Source organism: Streptococcus sp. 9.1(2021) (assembly GCF_030466425.1).
Taxonomy (GTDB): Bacteria; Bacillota; Bacilli; order Lactobacillales; family Streptococcaceae; genus Streptococcus; species Streptococcus wuxiensis.
In genome coordinates this window covers 489,690-511,243 of record NZ_JAGQFU010000001.1, presented here as the reverse complement: position 1 = coordinate 511,243, position 21,554 = coordinate 489,690, and the positions used below count along the sequence as shown (strand labels likewise).

Below are 21,554 nucleotides of genomic sequence, written 5' to 3'. Positions count from 1 at the left end.
GCTACTTTTTAAAATTCTTTGTAAACATAAGGATTCTCTGGTTTGTCTACTTTGATGAAAGACTGGACTTCAAGGGTTGGGAGGACTTGGTTGAGTTCTTTGTGATAGTGATTGCTAATCTTTCCTTTAACTCTCACCCAGGTGTTATTCTCATAATGATTGGTATTTCCTGTGGTTAAGAGGCCAAAAACTCCTGAATCAGCGATACAGTGCATAATACCAAAGCGAAAAACAAATTGACTATTGGTATGATTTGGATCGTTATAGACAAAGCCAATAAACTCGATTTCCTTGTCTTCAAATTCATTTGGATAATCGTAGATAGCTTCCATGACCTCCAGGTAATTTTCATCATTGATAACTATACTAGATTGAGCTAAGTATTTATCAGCACTCTTTCGAATAATATTTTCATGAGCTGTTTGTGAATAAAAGCGACTGGTATCCGGCTTAAGATACTGACTGCTCGTTCCTTCACTTGCTTGGATTGCCTTGTCAGTTCCTTCCGACAAAGGAAAATAATATCCTTTTGCCGATACTGTTTGTGAATCCAGAGTGACAGTTGGAAAGGTAAATCCAACTAACAAGGGTAAACTTAAGAGGACAAAACTAGCAAGCTTGGCTGAAAAACTATGTAAGTGACTATGTTCTTTCAAACGTTTGAGGCAAATATAGGCTTGAACGATGGCTAGTAACAAAGATAAAAACATAGTGATATAAGCCAGATAAGAGTAGTGGAGGTTTATATACTGATTGAGCTTACCTGATAGGTGCAGATAAAGGGTTAAGATAAAATAGCCAAATAAGATAAAAAATCGAATCATAGCATCACCCCGACTAGATAAGAATAGACAAGAACAACAAGAGTTACAATTGTCATGAATTGCCAAATAAATCGCGTTTTAAGATAATTCTTCATCATGAGTAGGTTCTTGACATCAAGCATGGGACCTATAACCAGAAAGGCAAGCACTGGAGCAAAGCCAAAACTAGAGAGAAGCGAAGATCCGATAAAGGCATCCGCTTCACTACAGAGTGATAGAAGAAAGGACAAGACCATCAAAAGAACAATAGCGAGCAGTGGTGTCGCACTGATGGATGTTAGGATACGAGTTGGAACATAGACTTGGACTATACTTGCAAAAAGACAGCCAAAGACCAAGTAACGTCCCATATCAAAGAATTCATCAATAGCTTGAATGAATACCTGAAGGATTTTTTGACTTTTAGAAAAGTGAGAAAAATTATGCTCATGACAAGCCAATCTATTTTCTTTTTGGATAGGTTCCTGCCATACAAAACCAAGAAAGATACCCAATATAGTAGCAACTAGAATCGCGCCCAAAGCTCTTAGGAAAACCATTTGAATTGAATTGCCAAAGGCTGAATAAGTCGCAAAAAGTACGATAGGATTGATGATAGGAGCCGTTACTAGAAAAGGTACCGCTGTATAGCTAGGAACCTTCTTTTCTAAAAAGCGGTTGATGATCGGAACGATTCCACACTCACAAGAGGGAAAGAGAAAACCGATGAAGCTACCAAAAAAGATTCTCCCCAATCGATTTTTAGGGAGAGATTTATAAACCTTCTCAGGTGTGACATAGACTTCAATGGCACCAGAGATGATACTACCAATTAAGACAAAGGGTAAAGCTTCAATGATAATTGAAAGAAAAATGGCGCCAGCTTGTAGCACATTAGAAGGTAAACTTTGAAAGAGTGCCATCTATTTTTTCTTTTCTGCCTTATCTTTCTTTTCTTTGTCATCTGGAAATGTTACTTGCTTCAAGTCAGGAAGCTTGGCGAACTCCTCAAACATCTTATCTAAGTCATCAGTTTTTGTAAATTTAACAGCCATAAGGCATACCTCTATTCTTTTAGTTAACACTATTATACTATTATTTCTGAGAAATGTTTGGATTTTAAAATAAACATGGCTTTTATCTTTATAAAGTTGAATGAAAGCAACAAATTAATGAAAACAAGCTTTCTTCCTTATGGTATAATAGTTTCATGGATAAAAAATATGAAAAAATTTCCCAAGATTTGGGTGTAACCTTAAAACAAATTGATACTGTCTTATCTTTGACAGCTGAAGGAGCAACTATTCCTTTTATCGCTCGTTATCGGAAAGACATGACTGGTAGCTTGGATGAAGTGGCCATTAAGGCTATTATAGACCTTGATAAAAGTCTAACTGCTCTTAATGATCGTAAAGAAGCTGTCTTAGCCAAAATCAAAGAACAAGGCAAGCTAACTAAGGAGTTAGAAGAAGCTATTTTAGCAGCTGAAAAACTAGCTGATGTAGAAGAACTCTATCTTCCTTATAAGGAAAAACGTCGCACTAAGGCAACGATTGCGCGTGAGGCAGGACTCTTCCCACTTGCTCGCTTAATCTTACAAAATGTTTCTGACCTAGAAAAAGAAGCAGAATCATTTGTCTGTGAAGGATTTGCTACGCCTCAAGAGGCTTTAGCAGGTGCAGTTGATATCTTGGTTGAAGCTCTATCTGAAGATGTCAACTTGCGTTCAATGACTTATCAAGAGGTACTTAGACATTCTAAGATTACTTCCCAAGTCAAGGACGAAACTTTAGATGAAAAACAAGTCTTTCAGATTTATTATGACTTCTCAGAAACAGTTGCCAATATGCAGGGATATCGCACTCTTGCGCTTAATCGTGGTGAGAAGCTTGGTATCTTGAAAATCGGTTTTGAGCATGCGGTTGAACGTATTCAAGCCTTCTTTGCTGCTCGTTTCAAGGTTAGGAATGATTATATTGACGAAGTCATTCAGCAATCTGTTAAGAAGAAGGTATTACCAGCTATTGAGCGTCGTATTCGTACAGAATTAACAGAAAAGGCAGAAGAAGGAGCTATTCAACTGTTTTCAGAAAACCTTCGTAATCTCCTTCTTGTAGCACCGCTTAAAGGGCGTGTGGTTCTCGGTTTTGACCCAGCCTTTCGTACAGGGGCTAAGCTTGCTGTTGTAGATGCGACTGGGAAGATGTTGACAACGCAAGTCATTTATCCAGTCAAACCAGCTTCGGCTCGTCAGATTGAAGAAGCTAAGCGTGATTTGGCTGATTTGATTGGCCAATATGGTGTTGAAATCATTGCTATCGGTAATGGTACTGCTAGTCGTGAGAGTGAAGCCTTTGTCGCTGAAGTACTTAAAGATTTTCCTGAGGTCAGCTATGTTATTGTAAATGAGAGCGGGGCATCTGTCTACTCAGCTAGTGAACTTGCCCGTCAAGAGTTTCCAGAGTTAACTGTTGAGAAACGATCTGCTATTTCTATTGCTCGTCGCTTGCAAGACCCCCTTGCTGAATTGGTTAAAATTGATCCCAAATCCATCGGTGTTGGTCAATATCAGCACGATGTTAGTCAAAAGAAACTGTCTGAAAGTCTTGACTTTGTTGTGGATACAGTTGTTAACCAAGTCGGCGTTAATATTAATACGGCTAGTCCAGCCTTACTTTCACACGTAGCTGGTCTTAACAAAACGATCTCTGAGAATATCGTGAAGTATCGTGAAGAAGAAGGTAAAATCACTTCACGCGCCCAAATTAAGAAAGTTCCTCGTTTAGGTGCTAAAGCATTTGAGCAGGCTGCAGGTTTCCTCCGTATCCCTGAAAGTAGCAATATCCTTGATAATACAGGTGTTCACCCAGAAAATTATGCTGCAGTCAAGGAACTCTTTAAACGTTTGGACATTAAAGACCTAAATGAAGAAGCGCAAGCCAAACTCAAATCTATTTCAATCAAGGAAATGGCACAAGAGTTAGACCTCGGTCAAGAAACTCTTAAAGATATTATTGCAGACCTTCTCAAACCAGGTCGTGATTTCCGTGATTCTTTTGATGCTCCAGTCCTTCGTCAGGATGTTTTGGATATCAAGGATTTAAAAGTTGGGCAAAAACTTGAAGGAGTTGTTCGCAATGTCGTTGACTTCGGTGCCTTTGTGGACATTGGTATTCATGAGGATGGCCTGATTCATATCTCTCATATGAGCAAGAAATTCATCAAGCATCCGAGTCAAGTCGTTTCAGTTGGTGATTTGGTAACCGTTTGGGTTAATAAAATCGATGTCCAACGTGAAAAAGTAAATCTGTCGCTCCTTGCCCCAGATGAATCTAACTAATTACGTTCGACAAGTTTCTTTAGAAGACTTTGGAAAACCTTTCAAACACCAAGCTCAATGGAATACTCGCCTACGGTCGACAGGTGGGCGATTCTTTCCTAAGGATGGGCATTTGGATTTTAATCCCAAAGTCTATCAAGAACTAGGTTTAGAGGTTTTTCGGAAAATTGTCCGTCACGAACTCTGTCATTATCATCTATACTATGAGGGCAAGGGGTATAAACATAAAGATCTAGCCTTTAAGGAACTGTTAAAAGAAGTGGACGGGCTCCGCTTTGTTCCACCCTTATCAAGTGTCAGTCAAACACCAGTTCTAGTCTATACTTGTCAAACTTGTGGTCAGACTTATCAGCGAAAGCGACGAATTGATACAAAACGCTATCGTTGTGGTCTCTGTCGTGGCAAACTCATTTTGCAAAATCCGCCTAAGGACTGATGCAAGAAGTTTTTATTTCATGTTATACTTATTTCAAGAATACCGAAAGAGGTACAAACTATGAATAAAAATTTTTACAAAATGAGACGAAATCGTATGATATCAGGAGTACTTGCTGGACTCTCTGATAAATGGGACCTTGATGTTACTCTTGTGCGCTTCATTTTTGCTATCTTTACAATCGCAAACTTCGGACTTGGAATCATCATCTACATCATCCTGGCCTCTATCTTGCCAACAAAAGAAGATATCGAAGCTGAAATGTACGGAACAGGACCACGTAAGATGAAAGAGGCTGAACCAATTAATGATAATGAAGGTTGGTTTTGGTAGTTTCTCTTAATTGTTTATGTTTGGATAATAAAAAAGATACCGTACGGTATCTTTTTTAAATACTAAACAACTGACCCAATAGATAGGTCACTCCCATGGTTAACAAACCGATACAAAGGTTACGAATCATAGCTGTTTTGGTTGGGGCTTTTCCGAGTTTGGCACTGGTGTAACCTGTAATCAATAAAGACATCGCAACGATAAAAACAGTAGCAGGGATTCGATAGTCACTTGGAAAGATGGTAATGGAAAGCATTGGTGGTAAACTACCAAGAACAAAAGCGATGAAGCTAGATGCTGCAGCATGCCAAGGATTGGTAAACTCTTCATACTCGATTCCGTATTTTTCTTCAACTAAGGCTTTAAGTGGATTTTTAAGAAAAGCTTTATTGACTAAAAGTTGAGCTGAAGTTTCACACTCACCATTTTGAAGATAAGCAGCATAGAGAGATTTCTTTGCAGCCTCGATATCCTTATCCAAAAGTAATTGCTCTCGAGCTACAGCGGCCTCTTCAGTGTCTTTTTGAGTGGATACTGAAACATATTCACCTCCAGCCATAGAGAAGGCACCTGCTAAGATGGCAGCCAAACCCGAAAGAAAGATTATCCAGATATTACTGGTTGCACTGGCAACCCCGATAACAACTCCAGCGATGGAAATGATCCCGTCATTGGCTCCGAGCACACCAGCACGTAAAATATTTAAACGACCAGCGAAGTTTGAATCAATTTCATGTGTAATTTCTGACATAGTCTTCTCCTTTTTATCCATTATAAAGTATAGAAATAGCGAATACAAACTTTTTAAACTATCTGAAAAAAGTTTTTCAATTCTAATAAATGCCATAGCTATTGCTTATGATAATATATAACAAAGTTGTATTTGTAACTGAATGCCATAGATGATACAATTAATTTAATGAAATCTTTGGAGGTCTGATGATGACTCGTGAATTTAAATTTGAAACTCTTCAATTGCATGCAGGACAAGTGGTAGATGCTACTACCAAGTCTCGTGCTGTACCAATTTACCAAACAACATCTTTTGTATTTGAAGATACACAGGAGGGGGCAGACCTTTTTGCCCTTCAAAAAGCTGGAAATATCTATACTCGTATTACCAATCCAACAACTTCAGCCTTTGAAGAGCGTATTGCAGCACTAGAAGGCGGAGTAGGTGCACTTGCCACAGCTTCTGGGATGGCAGCTCTTACTTATACTATCCTTGGACTTGCTCATGCAGGCGATCATATTGTTGCAGCTTCAACTATTTACGGTGGGACCTTTAACCTTTTGAAAGAAACCCTTCCCCGCTATGGAATCACCACAACTTTTGTTGATATTGACAATTTAGAAGAAGTGGAAGCAGCGATTAAAGATAATACCAAACTTGTTTTGATTGAAACTTTGGGTAATCCAGTTATCAACATTCCTGATATTGAAAAAATAGCTGAAATTGCTCACAAACACCAAATTCCTTTAGTTTCTGACAATACATTTGCAACACCATATCTCATTAATGTCTTTTCACACGGTGTAGATATCTCAGTTCACTCGGCAACTAAATTTATCGGTGGACACGGTACAACTATTGGCGGTGTCATTGTTGATAGCGGTAAATTTGACTGGGCTGCTTCAGGGAAATTCCCTCAATTCGTCAATGAAGATCCAAGCTACCATAATTTAAGCTATACTCGAGATGTAGGTGCTGCAGCCTTTATCGTTGCTGCTCGCGTGCAATTACTTCGCGATATGGGAGCCGCCCTTTCACCATTTAACTCATTCTTGCTCTTACAAGGTCTTGAAACACTATCTCTCCGTGTTGAACGTCATGTGCAAAATGCTGAGAAAATTGTTGATTTCCTTGTGAATCATCCGAAAGTTGAAAAAGTTAATTATCCAAAATTAGCTGATAGCCCTTACCATGCCTTAGCGGAGAAATATTTACCAAAAGGTGTTGGTTCAATCTTTACCTTCCATGTTAAGGGTGGAGAAGCAGAAGCTCGTAAGGTGATTGATAGCTTAGAAATCTTTTCAAACCTAGCCAATGTGGCAGATGCAAAGTCATTGGTCGTTCATCCAGCAACTACAACGCATGCTCAATTGTCTGACTCTGATCTAGAAGCAGCAGGAGTAACTAAAAATCAAATTCGTCTATCAATTGGACTAGAAAATGTCGATGATTTGATTGAAGATTTGCGTCTTGCACTTGAAAAAATCTAAAAATAACTAGTTTTTATCAAATTAAGCATCCTTCTCACGAATAATAAAGTGAGGAGGATTTTTATGTATAGTATTTCATTTCAAGAAGATTCGCTTTTACCCAGAGAGAGATTAGTAAAAGAAGGAGTAGAAGCGCTCAGCAACCAAGAATTACTGGCAATATTACTAAGGACAGGGACAAAACAGGCCAATGTTTTTGAAATAGCACAGAAGGTCTTAAATCAACTGACATGTTTAACTGACCTAAAAAAAATGAGTCTACAGGAATTGCAGACTCTATCAGGTATTGGACGTGTTAAGGCTATCGAACTACAAGCTATGATTGAACTAGGCTACCGGATTCATAAACGCGAAACAGTAGAGATGGAGAGTATCCTAAGTAGTCGAAAGTTAGCGAAAAAGATGCAAGATGAACTAGGGGATAAAAAACAAGAGCACCTGGTGGCGCTCTATCTGAATACTCAGAATCAAATTATTCATCAGCAAACTATTTTTATAGGTTCTGCTACTAGAAGTATTGCTGAACCACGGGAGATTCTCCACTATGCCTTAAAGCATATGGCAACATCTGTGATTCTGGTTCACAATCACCCATCAGGAGCAGTACTTCCTAGCCCCAATGATGATCATGTTACCAAGCTTGTTAAAGAAGCCTGTGAGTTAATGGGCTTGGTCTTACTAGACCATCTAATCGTCTCACACTCCGACTATTTTAGTTATCGTGAGAAGACAGATATGATATAAAAAACCTGTATATAATACAGGTTTTACAATTCATTGACGACATAGTCGAAAAGTGTTTTATCTTTGGGACGATTTTCAAAAAGAAATTCGGGATGCCATTGAACACCAAGATAAGGGAAACCGTCTGTAGTTGTAACAGCCTCGATAATACCATCTTTAGGATCATGAGCTACAACTTTTAGATTCGGAGCTAGGTCCTTAATACTTTGATGGTGGAAAGAGTTGATATGAGAAATTTCCCCATAGATTTCTCGAAGAATAGTATCTGGCTCAGTAACAAGTCTCTGAGTTGTATACTCAGCAGAAGTGTCCTGCCAATGATGTTCGATATCTTGATAAAGAGTTCCACCCATAGCGACATTAAAGAGTTGTGTTCCACGACAGACAGAGAAAATAGGTTTCTTTTGTTTGATGGCCTCTTTGATGAGCTCTAGTTCAAAAATGTCTCTTTGAAGATGGTAGTCATCGCTTTCGATAGCTTTAGGTTCACCATAGAATTTTGGGTCTACATTTTGCCCACCAGTTAGGATCAATTTATCAATTAGGCTAATGTAGTAACTAGCCATTTCTTCATCACCAATTGGTAGGATAATGGGAATTCCTCCGGCTTCTTTAACACCTTCTATAAAGCCTTTTGCAGCATAACTCATCATAAGCTCATCATCAGGATGAGTTTTTTCATTTCCTGTAATCCCAATAACTGGTTTTTTCATAAATACTTTCACTTTCTAATCCTCTTTACGCATGAAATAGAGGAGAGTTTGAAGTTCGCTTGTAAGATCGACATACTGAACAACTACGTCTTTAGGAAGATGTAGGTGAACAGGAGAAAAACTGAGAATACCTTTGATACCAGCATCGACCAAAAGTTCAGCAACCTCTTGTGATTTAACACTAGGGACAGTAAGAATAGCTGTTTTCACATCACTATCCTTAATTTTTTCATTAATTTGAGAGATTCCATAGATTGGAACACCATCAGGAGTTCGAGTGCCGACCTCTGGATGATCATCTAGATCAAATGCCATAATGATTTTCATCTTGTTGCGCTCATGAAAACGATAGTGGAGAAGGGCATGCCCCATATTTCCAATACCTACAAGCATAACATTGGTAATAGAATTATCATTTAAAAGATCAGCAAAAAAAGTCATGAGCTTTTTGACATCATAACCAAATCCACGTCTACCGAGTTCCCCAAAGTAGGAGAAGTCACGACGAACTGTGGCAGAATCAATTCCAATCGCCTCTGCAATTTGTTTGGAATTAGCTCTTTCAATTTTCTCGGCATTAAATCTTTTAAAAATACGGTAATAGAGAGAAAGTCTCTTTGCTGTTGCTTTAGGAATAGCAGACTGTTTTTCTTTCACAAAATCACAACCTTTCTATCTACTATTTTATAGAAAGCTTGTGAAAATTGCAACAATAACGAAAAAAACTAAGAAAAAATCTTAGTTTATCTTGGTTTCGTGGTAAGTCCCTAAAAAGCGGTAGAGGTTACCTAGGAGTCCTTGATAGATTTCAACTCCATCATGTGTTAATGAAGTAATATGAGTAGTATCAGGGAGAGTTACACAACCCGATAGAGAGAGCATAAGAGCTTCATAGTCTTCATATTCTTGCACTCGCTCTACTTGATAGGCATCTTTATAAGTTAATCGAAACATAATGACCTTCTATCTTTCGCTTTTTGTAAATACACCACGTTCAACCAGGCTATCCATCAAAAAGTAGAACTTTTCTTGGTGGATATGAGTTTCTTCTGATTTGAAGATATCAACTAGACGTAAGCCAAATTTATCAGTGATATTGATTTTTGCACCTGTCAAGTCTTTGTTGATGATAATCTTGAGTTGAAAACCTTCTCCACTGTTTGGAACTTTTTCAAGTAGACGCGTTAATTCATAGTTCCCAACTTTAGTTTCAAAAAAAGTATTATCTTTAAGCGTAAATTTTTTAACAATTGGACTAAGTGTGTATTCGTAACGACAATTTTTAAGTTTAATCGTTTGCTCAAATGCCATTAAGTTTATCCTCCGATGATATTTTTAAGAGTTTTAGCAAGAGTTATCATTTCTTGTTCTGTATTTTGAGGTGAAATGCTGACGCGTACAGACTCGTGTAAGCGAGGAGATTCTTCTCCGTAGAAGGCTTGAAGAACATGACTGACCTGAACAACACCAGCTGTACAAGCAGAACCTGTTGAAATAGAAATACCTTCAAGGTCTAAACGAAGTAGTAGTAGATCGTTGCGTTGTCCCGGAAATCCGATATTTAGGACATAAGGGAGTTGCTCTTTACCTTGATTGAGATAATAGGTTGATCCAGCCATTTCAGTTAGAAAAACTTTCTGTAGTTTTTGAACTTTATTAAAGTTAGTCTCTAGATGATCTATATCGTCCTTAAGAGCTGCAACCATACCTATAATTGCGGGAAGGTTTTCTGTCCCTGCTCTTTTTTTCTGTTCTTGATCTCCACCATGTAGATAAGGATCAAAATCTGCAGAAGCAGCGTATAGGAAACCGATACCCTTTGGACCGTGAAATTTATGAGCAGAAGCACTGAGGAAATCTATTCCTAGTTCTTCAGGAAGAATCTCTAGCTTCCCGACAGCTTGAACAGCATCTACATGATAAGCAGCTGAATGGACTTTTAAAATCTGACCAATTTCAGCGATTGGTAAAAGAGTACCTGTTTCATTGTTAACATACATAGTTGAAACGAGAATAGTATCTTCACGCAGTGCATTTTTGACTTGATCTGCAGTGATTTCTTGATTAATGGGTTGTAAAATTGTTACTTCAAAACCAAAATTCTCAACCAAGTATTCAATAGGCTCAAGAACTGAATGATGCTCAATAGCAGTAGTAATAATGTGTTTTCCGCGATTTTGATGATGAAGACAGTAGCCGATAATAGCTGTATTATTACTTTCTGTACCACCAGAAGTGAAGAAAATGTGTTGTGGCTTTGTAGCTAGTAAACCTGCCAACTCTTGACGGGCTTCTCGTAATAATTTTCCTGCTTGACGCCCATGACCATGAATACTAGAAGGATTGCCATAAGTCTCTTGCATGACTTGAGTCATTGCTGAGATAGCTGCAGATGACATGGGTGTCGTAGCAGCATTATCTAAATAAATCAAAAATTCACCTAATTTCTATTTAAATTTAAATAGTGGACTAACTGGTTTTCTTTCATGAATACGAACCATGGCATCACCAATTAGTTCGCTTGCGGTAATATATTGTACATTCTTAGGTTTTTTACTTTCTGTCAATACAGAATCTGTAACCAAGACTTCCTTGATATTAGCTGCATCCAACAACTCAGCAGCACCGTTGACGAACAATCCATGGCTGGATACCGCGTAGATTTCAGTAGCACCATCGCGTTCCAAAATTTTAGCAGCTTCAGAGAAAGTACGGCCTGTATTAAGAATGTCATCGATTAAGATTGCTTTCTTACCTTCAACCTCTCCGATAATGTAACCTTGGCTACGTTCAGAATCATCTTGAGCATAGTCAATGATAGCAATCGGAGCATCAAGGTATTCAGCAAGGCTACGAGCACGCTTTACACCTGAGTTTTTAGGGCTGACAACAACCACATCTGGACCAGTTAAACCTTTATCAATGTAGTGTTTTGCAAATAGCGGAATTGTATAGAGGTTATCTACAGGAATATCAAAGAAACCTTGTACCTGAACAGCATGAAGGTCCAGTGTCAATACACGACTAACCCCAGCTTTTACTAACATATTTGCAACAAGTTTAGCTGTAAGAGGTTCGCGAGAGGAAGCAATACGGTCTTGACGAGCATAACCAAAATAAGGCATGACAACATTGATTGTATTTGCACTAGCACGAACACAGGCATCAACAGTGATTAAAAGTTCCATCAAATGATTGCTAACAGGATAAGAAGTAGACTGGATGATATAAACATCATAGCCACGAACACTTTCTTCGATGTTAACTTGGATTTCACCATCTGAAAATTGACGTGATGATAATTTTCCAAGCGGAACACCTGCAGCATCCGCAATTTTTTGAGCAATTTCATGATTTGATGAAAGTGAAAAAAGCTTCATATTCTTTGTATCTGACATTGATAAACCGTCCTCTATAAACTATGTGAATCAGTAAAAGAAAACATTTTATTAACAACTGTAGTCCATTACAGATTCTATTATTTTTTATCCCTTCTATTTTATCAAAAAAAGAAGATAATTTCAGTATTTTTTCATATTTTCTATAAATCTCACTAATTTAGAAGGAGCTTTCTTGTATTCGATATCATTTGCCTGTAAAAACTCCTGAAAATCAAGACTTCCTTGGTCTCCATTTTCGACTTCCAACTCTAGTTCATAATCAACAACATTAAAGTATCTGCTTTGATCAAGGGCCATGAGCCCAATAGACGTCTCTTTCTCATAACGAACAGTAGTTAAACAACCTAAGACAACCCAGCCACTTGGTGAAACACCTCGATTTGATAACTCATCAAAAATCAATCCTTGAGGGAGTTTGCATTCTTCAAGACAAGCATTGGCTTCCTCAAGAGTGAGGGCTTGATTGTATTCCATATTTCCAACTGTTTGAGGGATTTTTATGGTTAATTCGGCACTATTTTCAAATGTACGAATGCGCATGGCAATCTTATGTTGACGAAGATAAAAATCAGGTGTATCTAAGTAGTAATTTTTTTGTGTAATTGGTGTAATTTCTGAAAACTGACCTTGCAATCTCTGATATTCTTCTTTACTGAGAAGTGTTTTCATTTCAATTTCTAAATGTTTCATTTTTTCAACCTTTTCTTTATATTTGAAAGCGATTTATGGTATAATAAGCATTGTATTTATTGTATATGATTTTCATGAGAAAATCAAAAACTAGATAAATTAAACTTCATAGAGAATTGGACGTAAGAGTTATATGATTACAGAATGGGAAGAATTTTTAGATCCTTACATTCAAGCTGTCGGAGAATTAAAAATAAAACTCCGAGGAATCCGAAAACAATATAGAAAACAAAACCGACATTCTCCAATCGAGTTTGTCACGGGTCGGGTTAAACCGATTGAAAGCATCAAAGAAAAAATGGCACGCCGGGGTATTGGCTATGACACGCTTGAACAAGATTTGCAAGATATTGCAGGTTTACGTGTCATGGTACAATTTGTAGACGACGTAAACGAGGTTGTTTCAATCCTTCGTAAAAGACAGGATATGAGAGTTGTTCAAGAACGTGATTACATTACTCATAGAAAGGCATCGGGTTATCGTTCTTACCATGTGATTATTGAGTATACGGTTGATACGATTTACGGTGCGAAAACTATTCTAGTTGAGATTCAAATTCGTACCTTGGCTATGAACTTTTGGGCGACAATCGAACATTCACTCAACTATAAATATCAAGGAGATTTCCCAGAGGAAATCAAAGAAAGGCTTGAGATTACTGCCAGAATTTCTCATCAGCTAGACGAAGAAATGAGTAAAATACGTGCTGATATTCAGGAAGCACAAGCGCTCTTTGATCCTTTGCACAGAAAGTTAAATGACGGGGTAGGAAACAGTGACGATACCGATGAAGAATACAGGTAAACGAATTGACCTAATTGCCAACCGTAAACCTCAGAGTCAGAAAGTTCTATTTGAGTTAAAAGACCGATTAAAAAAGAATAATTTTATCCTGAATGATAAAAATCCAGATATTGTCGTTTCTATTGGTGGGGATGGCATGTTGTTGTCTGCGTTTCACAAGTATGAAAATCAACTGGATAAGGTTCGGTTTATTGGAGTGCATACTGGACATTTAGGTTTTTATACGGATTATCGTGATTTTGAGTTGGATCAATTAGTCACAAATTTACAGTTGGATAATGGAGCTCGAGTTTCTTATCCGCTCTTAAGTGTTAAAATCTTTCTTGAAAATGGAGAAGTCAAGTCTTTCCGAGCACTAAATGAAGCTAGTATTCGTCGAGCGGATCGCACGATGGTTGCAGATGTTATCATTAACCATGTTCCCTTTGAACGTTTTCGAGGAGACGGCTTGACGGTTTCAACTCCAACAGGTAGCACAGCCTACAATAAATCGCTTGGTGGAGCAGTTTTACATCCAACGATAGAAGCATTACAATTGGCGGAAATTGCTAGTCTGAATAATCGAATTTATCGAACACTCGGTTCTTCAATCATTGTTCCTAAGAAAGATAAAATCGAACTGATACCGACTCGAAATGACTATCACACAATCTCAATCGATAATAGTATTTATTCTTTCCGAAATATTGAGAAAATAGAGTATCAGATTGATCACCACAAGATTCATTTTGTAGCCACGCCAAGCCACACCAGTTTTTGGAATCGTGTTAAAGATGCCTTTATTGGTGAGGTGGACGAATGAGGTTTCAGTTTATTGCCGATGAACATGTCAAGGTCAAAACCTTTCTGAAAAAACATGAAGTTTCAAAAGGGTTACTTGCCAAGATTAAGTTTCGAGGTGGTGATATTCGAGTTAACGGACATCCGCAGAATGCAACTTATCTCTTAGATATCGGAGATGAAGTCGTTATTGATATTCCGCCAGAGGAAGGATTCGAGACACTTGAAGCAATTGATTATCCTCTAGATATTCTATTTGAAGATGATCATTTCTTGATTATCAACAAACCCTTTGGAGTCGCTTCAATCCCTAGTGTCAATCATTCCAATACCATTGCCAACTTTATTAAGGGCTACTATGTAAAACAAAACTATGAGAATCAGCAGGTTCATATTGTGACTCGGCTTGATAGAGATACCTCTGGATTGATGCTTTTTGCTAAACACGGCTATGCGCATGCCAGATTAGATAAACAGTTGCAAAAAAAGGCTATTGAAAAGCGTTATTACGCCCTAGTTAAGGGACATGGTCATTTGGAATCTCAGGGAGAAATCATCGCTCCAATAGCCCGGGATGAAGATTCTATCATTACTCGACGAGTAGCAAAGGGGGGGAAATATGCCCATACGTCCTATCAAATCGTGGCATCTTATGGGAATATTCACTTAGTTGATATTCGTCTCCACACCGGGAGAACCCACCAGATTCGTGTTCATTTCTCGCATATTGGATTTCCATTACTAGGAGATGATCTTTATGGGGGAAGCTTAGAATATGGCATCGATCGCCAGGCTCTACATTGCCATTACTTATCGTTCTATCATCCTTTCTTAGAAGAGCAGTTAGAGCTAGAATGCCCACTGCCGGATGATTTCGACACACTTATTACACAGTTATCAAATAATAATTTATCTTAAAAGGAGTCAAAACTCATGGAAGTTTTTGAAAGTTTGAAAGCCAACCTAGTTGGTAAAAATGCTCGCATCGTTCTACCTGAAGGTGAAGAACCACGTATCCTACAAGCAACGAAGCGTTTGGTAAAAGAAACAGAAGTTATCCCTGTCCTATTAGGAAACCCTGATAAGATTAAAATTTATCTTGAAATCGAAGGAATTACAGAGGGTTACGAAGTCATCAATCCAGAACATTACCCACAATTTGAAGAAATGGTAGCTGCGCTTGTTGAACGTCGTAAAGGAAAAATGACAGAAGAAGAAGCGAGAGAAGTACTCATCAATGATGTTAACTACTTTGGTGTGATGTTAGTTTATATGGGCTTGGTTGATGGTATGGTTTCAGGTGCTATTCACTCAACAGCTTCAACTGTTCGTCCTGCTCTTCAAATCATTAAGACTCGTCCGAATGTGAGCCGTACATCAGGTGCCTTCCTTATGGTTCGTGGCACTGAACGTTACTTGTTTGGTGACTGTGCTATCAACATCAACCCAGATGCTGATGCTCTAGCTGAAATTGCGATTAACTCAGCTATCACAGCTAAGATGTTTGGTATCGAACCTAAGATTGCTATGCTTAGCTATTCAACTAAAGGTTCAGGATTTGGTGAAAGTGTTGACAAGGTGGTTGAAGCAACAAAAATCGCCCACGACTTGCGTCCAGACCTTGAAATTGATGGCGAGTTGCAATTCGATGCAGCCTTTGTTCCTGAAACTGCAGCTCTTAAAGCACCAGGAAGTAACGTAGCTGGACAAGCTAATGTTTTCATCTTCCCTGGTATTGAAGCAGGTAACATTGGTTACAAGATGGCAGAACGTCTTGGTGGATTTGCTGCAGTTGGACCTGTCTTGCAAGGACTTAACAAACCAGTAAACGACCTTTCTCGCGGATGTAACTCTGACGATGTTTACAAATTAACTCTAATTACAGCAGCGCAAGCTGTTCATCAATAAGAATTTTATCCCTCTTTTCCTCTTGGTAAAGGGGGATTTCCATTTCATTAAGATATCATTCATCTGCAAAAATAGCCAAAATATGGTAAAATAGTCAGTAATCATCTATGTTTTATAGAATAAGTTTGTATGAAGAAAAGGAAATAAAATGGCAACTATTCAATGGTTTCCTGGGCATATGTCCAAAGCACGACGTCAGGTCCAGGAAAATTTAAAATTTGTTGATTTTGTAACAGTTTTAGTAGATGCACGTTTGCCCTTGTCTAGTCAAAATCCGATGCTGACTAAAATTGTCGGAGATAAACCAAGACTATTAATTTTAAACAAGGCAGACCTTGCGGACCCAGTATTAACAAAAGAATGGCGTCAGCACTTTGAATCACAAGGCATTCAAACACTTGCTATCAACTCTAAGGAACAAATAACAGTAAAAGTCGTAACGGATGCTGCTAAGAAACTCATGGCAGATAAGATAGCTCGTCAAAAAGAACGTGGGATTAAAATTGAAACCTTACGCACCATGATTATTGGGATTCCCAACGCAGGAAAATCAACTCTGATGAACCGTTTAGCTGGTAAGAAAATTGCTGTAGTTGGAAACAAGCCTGGTGTGACAAAAGGCCAGCAATGGCTTAAAACCAATAAAGATCTTGAAATCTTGGATACTCCAGGGATTCTTTGGCCAAAATTCGAAGATGAAACGGTCGCTCTTAAACTTGCCCTTACGGGAGCAATCAAGGATCAGTTGCTTCCAATGGATGAGGTAACGATTTTCGGTCTCAATTACTTTAAAACGCATTATCCTGAAAAGCTTCAAGAACGTTTCAAACAAATGAATCTGGACGATGAGGCTCCAGAAATTATCATGGATATGACGCGTACCCTTGGTTTCCGTGATGATTACGATCGTTTTTACAATCTCTTTGTCAAAGAAATTCGTGATGGAAAACTTGGTAACTATACCTTAGATACATTGGATGATCTCAATGGCAACGATTAAAGAAATAAAAGAAGCATTAGCAAAGATAAGAGAACTTGAAAGTCCCTTGTTTAAGGAATTTGAAAAAGATTCTCGTTCAGGTGTACAAAAGGAAATCGAAAAGCGTAAAAAGGCCATCCAAGCAGAAATGGATGAAAATCTTCGCTTAGAAGCCATGCTTCGATATGAAAAAGATCTATATAGTAAAGGGATATCTCTAATTGCAGGTGTAGATGAGGTTGGACGTGGTCCGCTAGCTGGTCCAGTGGTAGCTGCTGCAGTGATTTTACCTCAAAATTGTAAAATTAAAGGTTTAAATGACAGTAAAAAAATTCCTAAGAAAAAACACCAGGAGATTTTTCAAGCCGTTAAGGATAGTGCTTTAGCAATCGGTATCGGGATTATGGACAATCATGTCATTGACCAAGTCAATATCTATGAAGCGACGAAACTAGCCATGAAGGAAGCTATTTATCAGCTTGAGCCACAACCAGAGCACCTCTTGATCGATGCTATGAAGTTGGACTTGCTGATTTCTCAGACATCCATCATCAAAGGGGATGCCAACTCCTTATCTATTGCAGCAGCATCGATTATAGCTAAAGTTACCAGAGATAAGATCATGGCTAACTATGACCAAGAATTTCCAGGCTATGATTTTGCTCAAAATGCTGGCTATGGTACTGCTAAGCATCTAGAAGGAATTGAAAAGCACGGTGTCATACCTATTCATCGCACCAGTTTTGAACCAATTAAAACGATCGTTTCAGAATCTAGTAAAAGATAATTAAAGGAGAGAATTATGGAGGAACAATCGGAAATACTTAGTTCCGAGAAAGAATTTGCCTTCGCGTCCAGTACGATCTTAGCTCAAGTAGGGCGAGGTATTATTGTTGGATTAGTCGTAGGAATTATTGTAGGATCATTTCGATTTTTGATCGAAAAAGGCTTTCATATCGTTCAAGGATTTTATCAAGACCAAGAGAATCTGATACGGAATCTATTGATTATTTTATTGTTTTATATCCTCATTTGCTTACTTAGTGCCAAATTAACACGTTCAGAAAAAGATATCAAAGGTTCTGGTATTCCTCAAGTTGAAGCCGAGTTAAAAGGTCTCATGTCTCTCAACTGGTGGAGTGTCCTCTGGAAGAAATACATTCTAGGTATCTTGGCCATTGCGAGTGGGCTCATGCTCGGTCGTGAAGGTCCCAGTATTCAGCTAGGTGCCGCTGGAGGAAAAGGAATTGCTAAATGGCTCAATTCTAGCCCTGTTGAGGAGCGTTCTTTGATTGCTAGCGGAGCTGCTGCTGGACTTGCTGCAGCCTTTAATGCACCGATTGCGGGGTTATTATTTGTAGTAGAAGAAGTCTATCACCATTTTTCACGATTCTTCTGGGTTTCTACCTTGGCTGCTAGTCTAGTAGCAAACTTTGTTTCCCTTCTCATCTTTGGCTTAACACCTGTACTTGATATGCCGGACAATATCCCTCTCATGAACTTGAGCCAATATTGGATTTATCTAGTGATGGGAATTTTTCTAGGACTCTCAGGTTTTCTCTATGAAAAAGCCGTTCTGAATGTCGGAAAAGTATATGATTGGATTGGTCAAAAGATTCATCTGGATAAGGCCTATTATCCTATTCTAGCCTTTCTCCTTATCATTCCAGTAGGAATATTCCTACCACAGATACTTGGTGGAGGCAATCAGGTTGTCTTATCCTTAACAGAACAGGATTTTAGTTTTCAAATTCTCTTGGCTTACTTTATTATTCGCTTTATCTGGAGTATGATCAGTTATGGTAGTGGACTACCAGGTGGTATTTTCTTGCCAATTTTAGCTTTAGGCTCCTTACTTGGTGCCCTGGTAGGTGTTATTTGTGTCAATCTAGGCCTTGTTACCCAGCAGCAATTCCCTATCTTTGTAATTCTGGGGATGAGCGGGTATTTTGGGGCTATCTCAAAAGCACCTTTGACTGCTATGATTCTTGTAACGGAAATGGTTGGGGATATCCGAAATCTCATGCCTTTAGGGATGGTAACCCTAGTTGCCTATATTGTTATGGATCTGCTCAAAGGAGCGCCTGTCTATGAAGCCATGCTTGAAAAAATGTTACCAGAAACCGCAAGTGACGATGGTGAAGTTACTCTTATAGAAATCCCAGTTTCTGATAAGATAGCTGGTAAGCAGGTACATGAACTCAATTTACCACACAACGTACTCATCACAACCCAAGTACATAATGGGAAGAGTAAGACAGTTAATGGATCTACAAGGATGTATCTAGGTGATATGATTCATCTCGTGATACCAAAAAGTGAAATTGGAAAAGTGAAAGATTTATTGTTGTAGGATTAGTTATTTACATAAATTATATTATGTCTTGTATATTAGTGGTCTAAGATTAGTAATTAAAATGATAGACCGAATCATATGAATCAAAACTCGATTCCTAAATAATGGTATCGAGTTTTTATATTGTATTCTAATAAACTTAAACTGTAGAAGCCTTAGAAATTTTTTAAGTCAATAAATTAATGATCAATAATTCAGTTAGCCAATCTATTCGTTTTTTAGAATTATATAGCTTATTTGAACATTCCTAAAAAAACTAAAAGTTTATGTACAATTGACTTAACTAGAGCTAAACCATTGATACAACTGAATTAGAAGCATAAAGTACATTCTTTAAAAAGTGTACTTTATTTTTATTTTGTACATTATTCTGGAGTGGTATTTTGTATGTTTTCTAGTTCATAACATCATCTGATTTAAGGGATTATTTTGTACATTTTTTACTCTAATAAGTGCAGAAGAAGTGGTGGTTCAATTGTACATTTTTTTAAAACTTATTTATGTTCCTACTTAACACAAGATATAGATTTTTATTTTGTTGATGGTATAATTAATGATAGATGATGCGCTATTTCTAAACGTAAAATACAAGATTTTCTAATTTATTTTCTTTTAGACTAGAAGATTATTGCAATAAATACTATGTATAAACTATTAAAAAGGTAGGAGCTATAATGGCCGATAAATTTGGACAGTTTTTTAAAGATACACTAAAAGAAATTCTCGTAGAACATGTAAAAGAATTAAAAAATCAATCTGAAATTGATAAATTTTATGAAAAATATGAAAAGGCTGATTTTTCAGGATTATATCTAGAAATGATTAATGACACTTCAAATCAAATGGTAAGAGATGCTAAGATGATAATGCATGAGAATACGTTACTGTTTAGAGGAGAGGAAACAGAAATAATTGCAAGAATAGAGCAAAAGTGGTCTAATGCGTTTGCTACATCTGAGACCATGTATATGATGGTTCTTGAATCTGTAAAAGATTATTCTGATTATGTAAATAAAATTGATAACAAGGAGAGAGAAAAATCTATTCATAAATACACAGCCTTAAAATACATACACGGAAGAGGTCTACAACAATTTTTAGAGATAATCACTTTAATGAAAAATGGATTTGCTGATGGTGCGTATTCTAGATGGCGTTCACTTTACGAATTAAATATTATTGCGTCGTTTATTTCAGAATATGGAGAGGAAGTTGCTGAAGCTTATATTTCATCACATAATACAGAAGATCGTTATGAATGGGCAAGAGCTTGTGGTGAATTTAGTCCTAAAAAGAGATATATAAGTTTTGACGATATCAGAAAAAAATCCAATTTCCCATCAGAATTATGGCAACAACCATATCGAATCTCTAATGAAGTCACACATGCATCATCACAAGGCACATTTAATCGATTAGGTCTAATGGACGGGGAAGAGAAAATAAGTGTAGGGCATACTGATTATGGACTAACAATACCTGGTGAACACTCTGCTATAACAATAGCGCAACTTACGGGGTTGCTTTTGATGGTATATCCATCTGGTGATTCTATAATAGCTGCAAAAATGCTAAATAAGTGGATTGATGTGGTAAGAGAGCAATATTTTAAAACACATGACTATATTTTTCCTGATGAACCCAAATTATGGAATAATGAAAAAAATTTAAGTCTAAGATAGATATTTGATAGAATAAAAAAGTACAAAAAATTAAAATTATTTTTATTAAAGACTCAGCAAAACACAATATATTGTTTTTTTTATTTGTATACATAAAGTTTTCATTGAAAATTACTACATGTTAAAACTAAAAAATTTTGTACTTTTCCCGAGACAGTGGATAAACCCTTGATACAACTGAGTTTAAGGAGTAATGTAGACTATTTGAAAAATGTACTTTATTTTATTATGTAAAATTGAAAAAGCTAGAATAACGTTCATCGTGGTATCTATATTGTAGTCCATTAGGAGATTTTTTAATGTATATTTTAGAAGAAAGTTTGGTGAAGTTGATGAAGAGCAAAAGTACATTTTTAGGTAT

General features: G+C 37.4%; 24 protein-coding genes. 13 read left to right on the top strand and 11 right to left on the bottom strand.

Translation table 11 applies throughout. The features are described 5' to 3' along the window. Positions 1-8 precede the first annotated feature (8 nt). Genes KBU52_RS02510 through KBU52_RS02500 form a run of 3 tightly spaced genes read right to left on the bottom strand, consistent with a single transcriptional unit; the run spans position 9 to position 1,858 of the window. A complete protein-coding gene (locus KBU52_RS02510) occupies positions 9-824 on the bottom strand; it encodes a TIGR03943 family protein (RefSeq protein ID WP_254724198.1) in 816 nt (271 codons plus the stop codon). Next, the gene (locus KBU52_RS02505; protein ID WP_254724197.1) at positions 821-1,726 is read right to left on the bottom strand and encodes a permease; all 906 of its coding nucleotides are present in this window, start codon (positions 1,724-1,726) and stop codon (positions 821-823) included. Before KBU52_RS02505 ends, KBU52_RS02510 begins: the two co-directional genes overlap by 4 nt. Continuing rightward, positions 1,727-1,858, bottom strand: a complete 132-nt coding sequence (locus KBU52_RS02500; RefSeq protein ID WP_000268695.1) for an SPJ_0845 family protein — start codon at positions 1,856-1,858, stop codon at positions 1,727-1,729. A gap of 155 nt (positions 1,859-2,013) precedes the next feature. Between KBU52_RS02500 and KBU52_RS02495 the strand changes: the two genes are divergently transcribed. The 3 genes from KBU52_RS02495 to KBU52_RS02485 are packed head-to-tail and all read left to right on the top strand — an operon-like array spanning position 2,014 to position 4,912. Continuing rightward, on the top strand, positions 2,014-4,143 hold the full coding sequence (locus tag KBU52_RS02495; RefSeq protein ID WP_254724196.1) for a Tex family protein: 2,130 nt from the start codon (positions 2,014-2,016) through the stop codon (positions 4,141-4,143). Further along, positions 4,130-4,579 carry a SprT family protein gene (locus KBU52_RS02490; protein ID WP_254724195.1) on the top strand — a complete coding sequence of 150 codons (450 nt, stop codon included), beginning with the start codon at positions 4,130-4,132 and terminating at the stop codon, positions 4,577-4,579. The genes KBU52_RS02495 and KBU52_RS02490 overlap by 14 nt, the downstream gene beginning before the upstream one ends. A gap of 60 nt (positions 4,580-4,639) precedes the next feature. Beyond that, complete coding sequence (locus KBU52_RS02485) at positions 4,640-4,912, top strand: PspC domain-containing protein (RefSeq protein ID WP_254724194.1); 273 nt, start codon at positions 4,640-4,642, stop codon at positions 4,910-4,912. A gap of 55 nt (positions 4,913-4,967) precedes the next feature. On the opposite strand, the gene KBU52_RS02480 is transcribed toward KBU52_RS02485, so the two are convergent. After that, positions 4,968-5,663 (bottom strand): VIT family protein, encoded by a 696-nt coding sequence (locus KBU52_RS02480; protein ID WP_006151383.1) that lies wholly within the window; start codon positions 5,661-5,663, stop codon positions 4,968-4,970. 191 nt (positions 5,664-5,854) lie between these two features. On the opposite strand from KBU52_RS02480, the gene KBU52_RS02475 reads away from it, so the two are divergent. Further along, on the top strand, positions 5,855-7,135 hold the full coding sequence (locus KBU52_RS02475) for an O-acetylhomoserine aminocarboxypropyltransferase/cysteine synthase family protein (protein WP_254724604.1): 1,281 nt from the start codon (positions 5,855-5,857) through the stop codon (positions 7,133-7,135). A gap of 63 nt (positions 7,136-7,198) precedes the next feature. Beyond that, positions 7,199-7,879 (top strand): DNA repair protein RadC, encoded by a 681-nt coding sequence (gene radC, locus KBU52_RS02470; protein ID WP_024053312.1) that lies wholly within the window; start codon positions 7,199-7,201, stop codon positions 7,877-7,879. Between the two features lie 23 nt (positions 7,880-7,902). On the opposite strand, the gene KBU52_RS02465 is transcribed toward radC, so the two are convergent. The 7 genes from KBU52_RS02465 to KBU52_RS02435 form a co-directional block, all read right to left on the bottom strand. After that, positions 7,903-8,592, bottom strand: a complete 690-nt coding sequence (locus KBU52_RS02465) for a gamma-glutamyl-gamma-aminobutyrate hydrolase family protein (RefSeq protein ID WP_042759351.1) — start codon at positions 8,590-8,592, stop codon at positions 7,903-7,905. Between the two features lie 15 nt (positions 8,593-8,607). Then, a complete protein-coding gene (locus KBU52_RS02460) occupies positions 8,608-9,249 on the bottom strand; it encodes a redox-sensing transcriptional repressor Rex (protein WP_254724193.1) in 642 nt (213 codons plus the stop codon). 81 nt (positions 9,250-9,330) lie between these two features. Then, entirely contained in the window at positions 9,331-9,546 is a 216-nt protein-coding gene (locus KBU52_RS02455) for a DUF4649 family protein (protein ID WP_254724192.1), read from the bottom strand. 9 nt (positions 9,547-9,555) lie between these two features. Then, positions 9,556-9,903: a DUF1831 domain-containing protein gene (locus KBU52_RS02450; RefSeq protein WP_254724191.1), complete on the bottom strand. Its 348-nt coding sequence runs from the start codon at positions 9,901-9,903 to the stop codon at positions 9,556-9,558. A 5-nt stretch (positions 9,904-9,908) separates the two neighbouring features. Beyond that, a complete protein-coding gene (locus tag KBU52_RS02445) occupies positions 9,909-11,024 on the bottom strand; it encodes a cysteine desulfurase family protein (protein WP_254724190.1) in 1,116 nt (371 codons plus the stop codon). Positions 11,025-11,039: 15 nt separating this feature from the next. Next, entirely contained in the window at positions 11,040-11,990 is a 951-nt protein-coding gene (locus KBU52_RS02440) for a ribose-phosphate diphosphokinase (protein ID WP_004252940.1), read from the bottom strand. 123 nt (positions 11,991-12,113) lie between these two features. Beyond that, the gene (locus tag KBU52_RS02435; protein ID WP_006152060.1) at positions 12,114-12,683 is read right to left on the bottom strand and encodes a CYTH domain-containing protein; all 570 of its coding nucleotides are present in this window, start codon (positions 12,681-12,683) and stop codon (positions 12,114-12,116) included. Between the two features lie 133 nt (positions 12,684-12,816). Here KBU52_RS02435 and KBU52_RS02430 point away from each other — a divergent pair, with 133 nt between their 5' ends. From KBU52_RS02430 to KBU52_RS02395, 8 genes are all read left to right on the top strand, one after another. Then, complete coding sequence (locus tag KBU52_RS02430) at positions 12,817-13,488, top strand: GTP pyrophosphokinase family protein (RefSeq protein ID WP_036754017.1); 672 nt, start codon at positions 12,817-12,819, stop codon at positions 13,486-13,488. Further along, a complete protein-coding gene (locus KBU52_RS02425; RefSeq protein WP_254724189.1) occupies positions 13,472-14,290 on the top strand; it encodes an NAD kinase in 819 nt (272 codons plus the stop codon). Before KBU52_RS02430 ends, KBU52_RS02425 begins: the two co-directional genes overlap by 17 nt. Next, a complete protein-coding gene (locus tag KBU52_RS02420) occupies positions 14,287-15,186 on the top strand; it encodes an RluA family pseudouridine synthase (protein ID WP_254724188.1) in 900 nt (299 codons plus the stop codon). The genes KBU52_RS02425 and KBU52_RS02420 overlap by 4 nt, the downstream gene beginning before the upstream one ends. A gap of 15 nt (positions 15,187-15,201) precedes the next feature. Next, positions 15,202-16,176: a phosphate acetyltransferase gene (gene pta / locus KBU52_RS02415; RefSeq protein ID WP_254724187.1), complete on the top strand. Its 975-nt coding sequence runs from the start codon at positions 15,202-15,204 to the stop codon at positions 16,174-16,176. Positions 16,177-16,324: 148 nt separating this feature from the next. Further along, complete coding sequence (gene ylqF / locus KBU52_RS02410; protein WP_254724186.1) at positions 16,325-17,176, top strand: ribosome biogenesis GTPase YlqF; 852 nt, start codon at positions 16,325-16,327, stop codon at positions 17,174-17,176. Next, a complete protein-coding gene (locus KBU52_RS02405) occupies positions 17,163-17,942 on the top strand; it encodes a ribonuclease HII (RefSeq protein ID WP_254724185.1) in 780 nt (259 codons plus the stop codon). Before ylqF ends, KBU52_RS02405 begins: the two co-directional genes overlap by 14 nt. Positions 17,943-17,957: 15 nt before the next feature. Further along, on the top strand, positions 17,958-19,508 hold the full coding sequence (locus tag KBU52_RS02400) for a ClC family H(+)/Cl(-) exchange transporter (protein WP_254724184.1): 1,551 nt from the start codon (positions 17,958-17,960) through the stop codon (positions 19,506-19,508). Positions 19,509-20,185: 677 nt separating this feature from the next. Continuing rightward, positions 20,186-21,193 (top strand): DUF5677 domain-containing protein, encoded by a 1,008-nt coding sequence (locus KBU52_RS02395; protein ID WP_000763879.1) that lies wholly within the window; start codon positions 20,186-20,188, stop codon positions 21,191-21,193. Positions 21,194-21,554 lie beyond the last annotated feature (361 nt).

Excerpts from the sequence above, each read along its gene's own strand:
- KBU52_RS02400 (WP_254724184.1), top strand. The coding sequence starts at position 17,958 with ATGGAGGAACAATCGGAAATACTTAGTTCCGAGAAAGAATTTGCCTTC.
- KBU52_RS02500 (WP_000268695.1), bottom strand. The coding sequence starts at position 1,858 with ATGGCTGTTAAATTTACAAAAACTGATGACTTAGATAAGATGTTTGAG.
- KBU52_RS02505 (WP_254724197.1), bottom strand. The coding sequence starts at position 1,726 with ATGGCACTCTTTCAAAGTTTACCTTCTAATGTGCTACAAGCTGGCGCC.
- pta (WP_254724187.1), top strand. The coding sequence starts at position 15,202 with ATGGAAGTTTTTGAAAGTTTGAAAGCCAACCTAGTTGGTAAAAATGCT.
- KBU52_RS02480 (WP_006151383.1), bottom strand. The coding sequence starts at position 5,663 with ATGTCAGAAATTACACATGAAATTGATTCAAACTTCGCTGGTCGTTTA.
- KBU52_RS02405 (WP_254724185.1), top strand. The coding sequence starts at position 17,163 with ATGGCAACGATTAAAGAAATAAAAGAAGCATTAGCAAAGATAAGAGAA.
- KBU52_RS02485 (WP_254724194.1), top strand. The coding sequence starts at position 4,640 with ATGAATAAAAATTTTTACAAAATGAGACGAAATCGTATGATATCAGGA.
- KBU52_RS02395 (WP_000763879.1), top strand. The coding sequence starts at position 20,186 with ATGGCCGATAAATTTGGACAGTTTTTTAAAGATACACTAAAAGAAATT.
- KBU52_RS02440 (WP_004252940.1), bottom strand. The coding sequence starts at position 11,990 with ATGTCAGATACAAAGAATATGAAGCTTTTTTCACTTTCATCAAATCAT.
- radC (WP_024053312.1), top strand. The coding sequence starts at position 7,199 with ATGTATAGTATTTCATTTCAAGAAGATTCGCTTTTACCCAGAGAGAGA.
- KBU52_RS02430 (WP_036754017.1), top strand. The coding sequence starts at position 12,817 with ATGATTACAGAATGGGAAGAATTTTTAGATCCTTACATTCAAGCTGTC.
- KBU52_RS02425 (WP_254724189.1), top strand. The coding sequence starts at position 13,472 with ATGAAGAATACAGGTAAACGAATTGACCTAATTGCCAACCGTAAACCT.
- ylqF (WP_254724186.1), top strand. The coding sequence starts at position 16,325 with ATGGCAACTATTCAATGGTTTCCTGGGCATATGTCCAAAGCACGACGT.
- KBU52_RS02495 (WP_254724196.1), top strand. The coding sequence starts at position 2,014 with ATGGATAAAAAATATGAAAAAATTTCCCAAGATTTGGGTGTAACCTTA.
- KBU52_RS02490 (WP_254724195.1), top strand. The coding sequence starts at position 4,130 with ATGAATCTAACTAATTACGTTCGACAAGTTTCTTTAGAAGACTTTGGA.
- KBU52_RS02420 (WP_254724188.1), top strand. The coding sequence starts at position 14,287 with ATGAGGTTTCAGTTTATTGCCGATGAACATGTCAAGGTCAAAACCTTT.
- KBU52_RS02435 (WP_006152060.1), bottom strand. The coding sequence starts at position 12,683 with ATGAAACATTTAGAAATTGAAATGAAAACACTTCTCAGTAAAGAAGAA.
- KBU52_RS02465 (WP_042759351.1), bottom strand. The coding sequence starts at position 8,592 with ATGAAAAAACCAGTTATTGGGATTACAGGAAATGAAAAAACTCATCCT.
- KBU52_RS02475 (WP_254724604.1), top strand. The coding sequence starts at position 5,855 with ATGACTCGTGAATTTAAATTTGAAACTCTTCAATTGCATGCAGGACAA.
- KBU52_RS02450 (WP_254724191.1), bottom strand. The coding sequence starts at position 9,903 with ATGGCATTTGAGCAAACGATTAAACTTAAAAATTGTCGTTACGAATAC.
- KBU52_RS02455 (WP_254724192.1), bottom strand. The coding sequence starts at position 9,546 with ATGTTTCGATTAACTTATAAAGATGCCTATCAAGTAGAGCGAGTGCAA.
- KBU52_RS02510 (WP_254724198.1), bottom strand. The coding sequence starts at position 824 with ATGATTCGATTTTTTATCTTATTTGGCTATTTTATCTTAACCCTTTAT.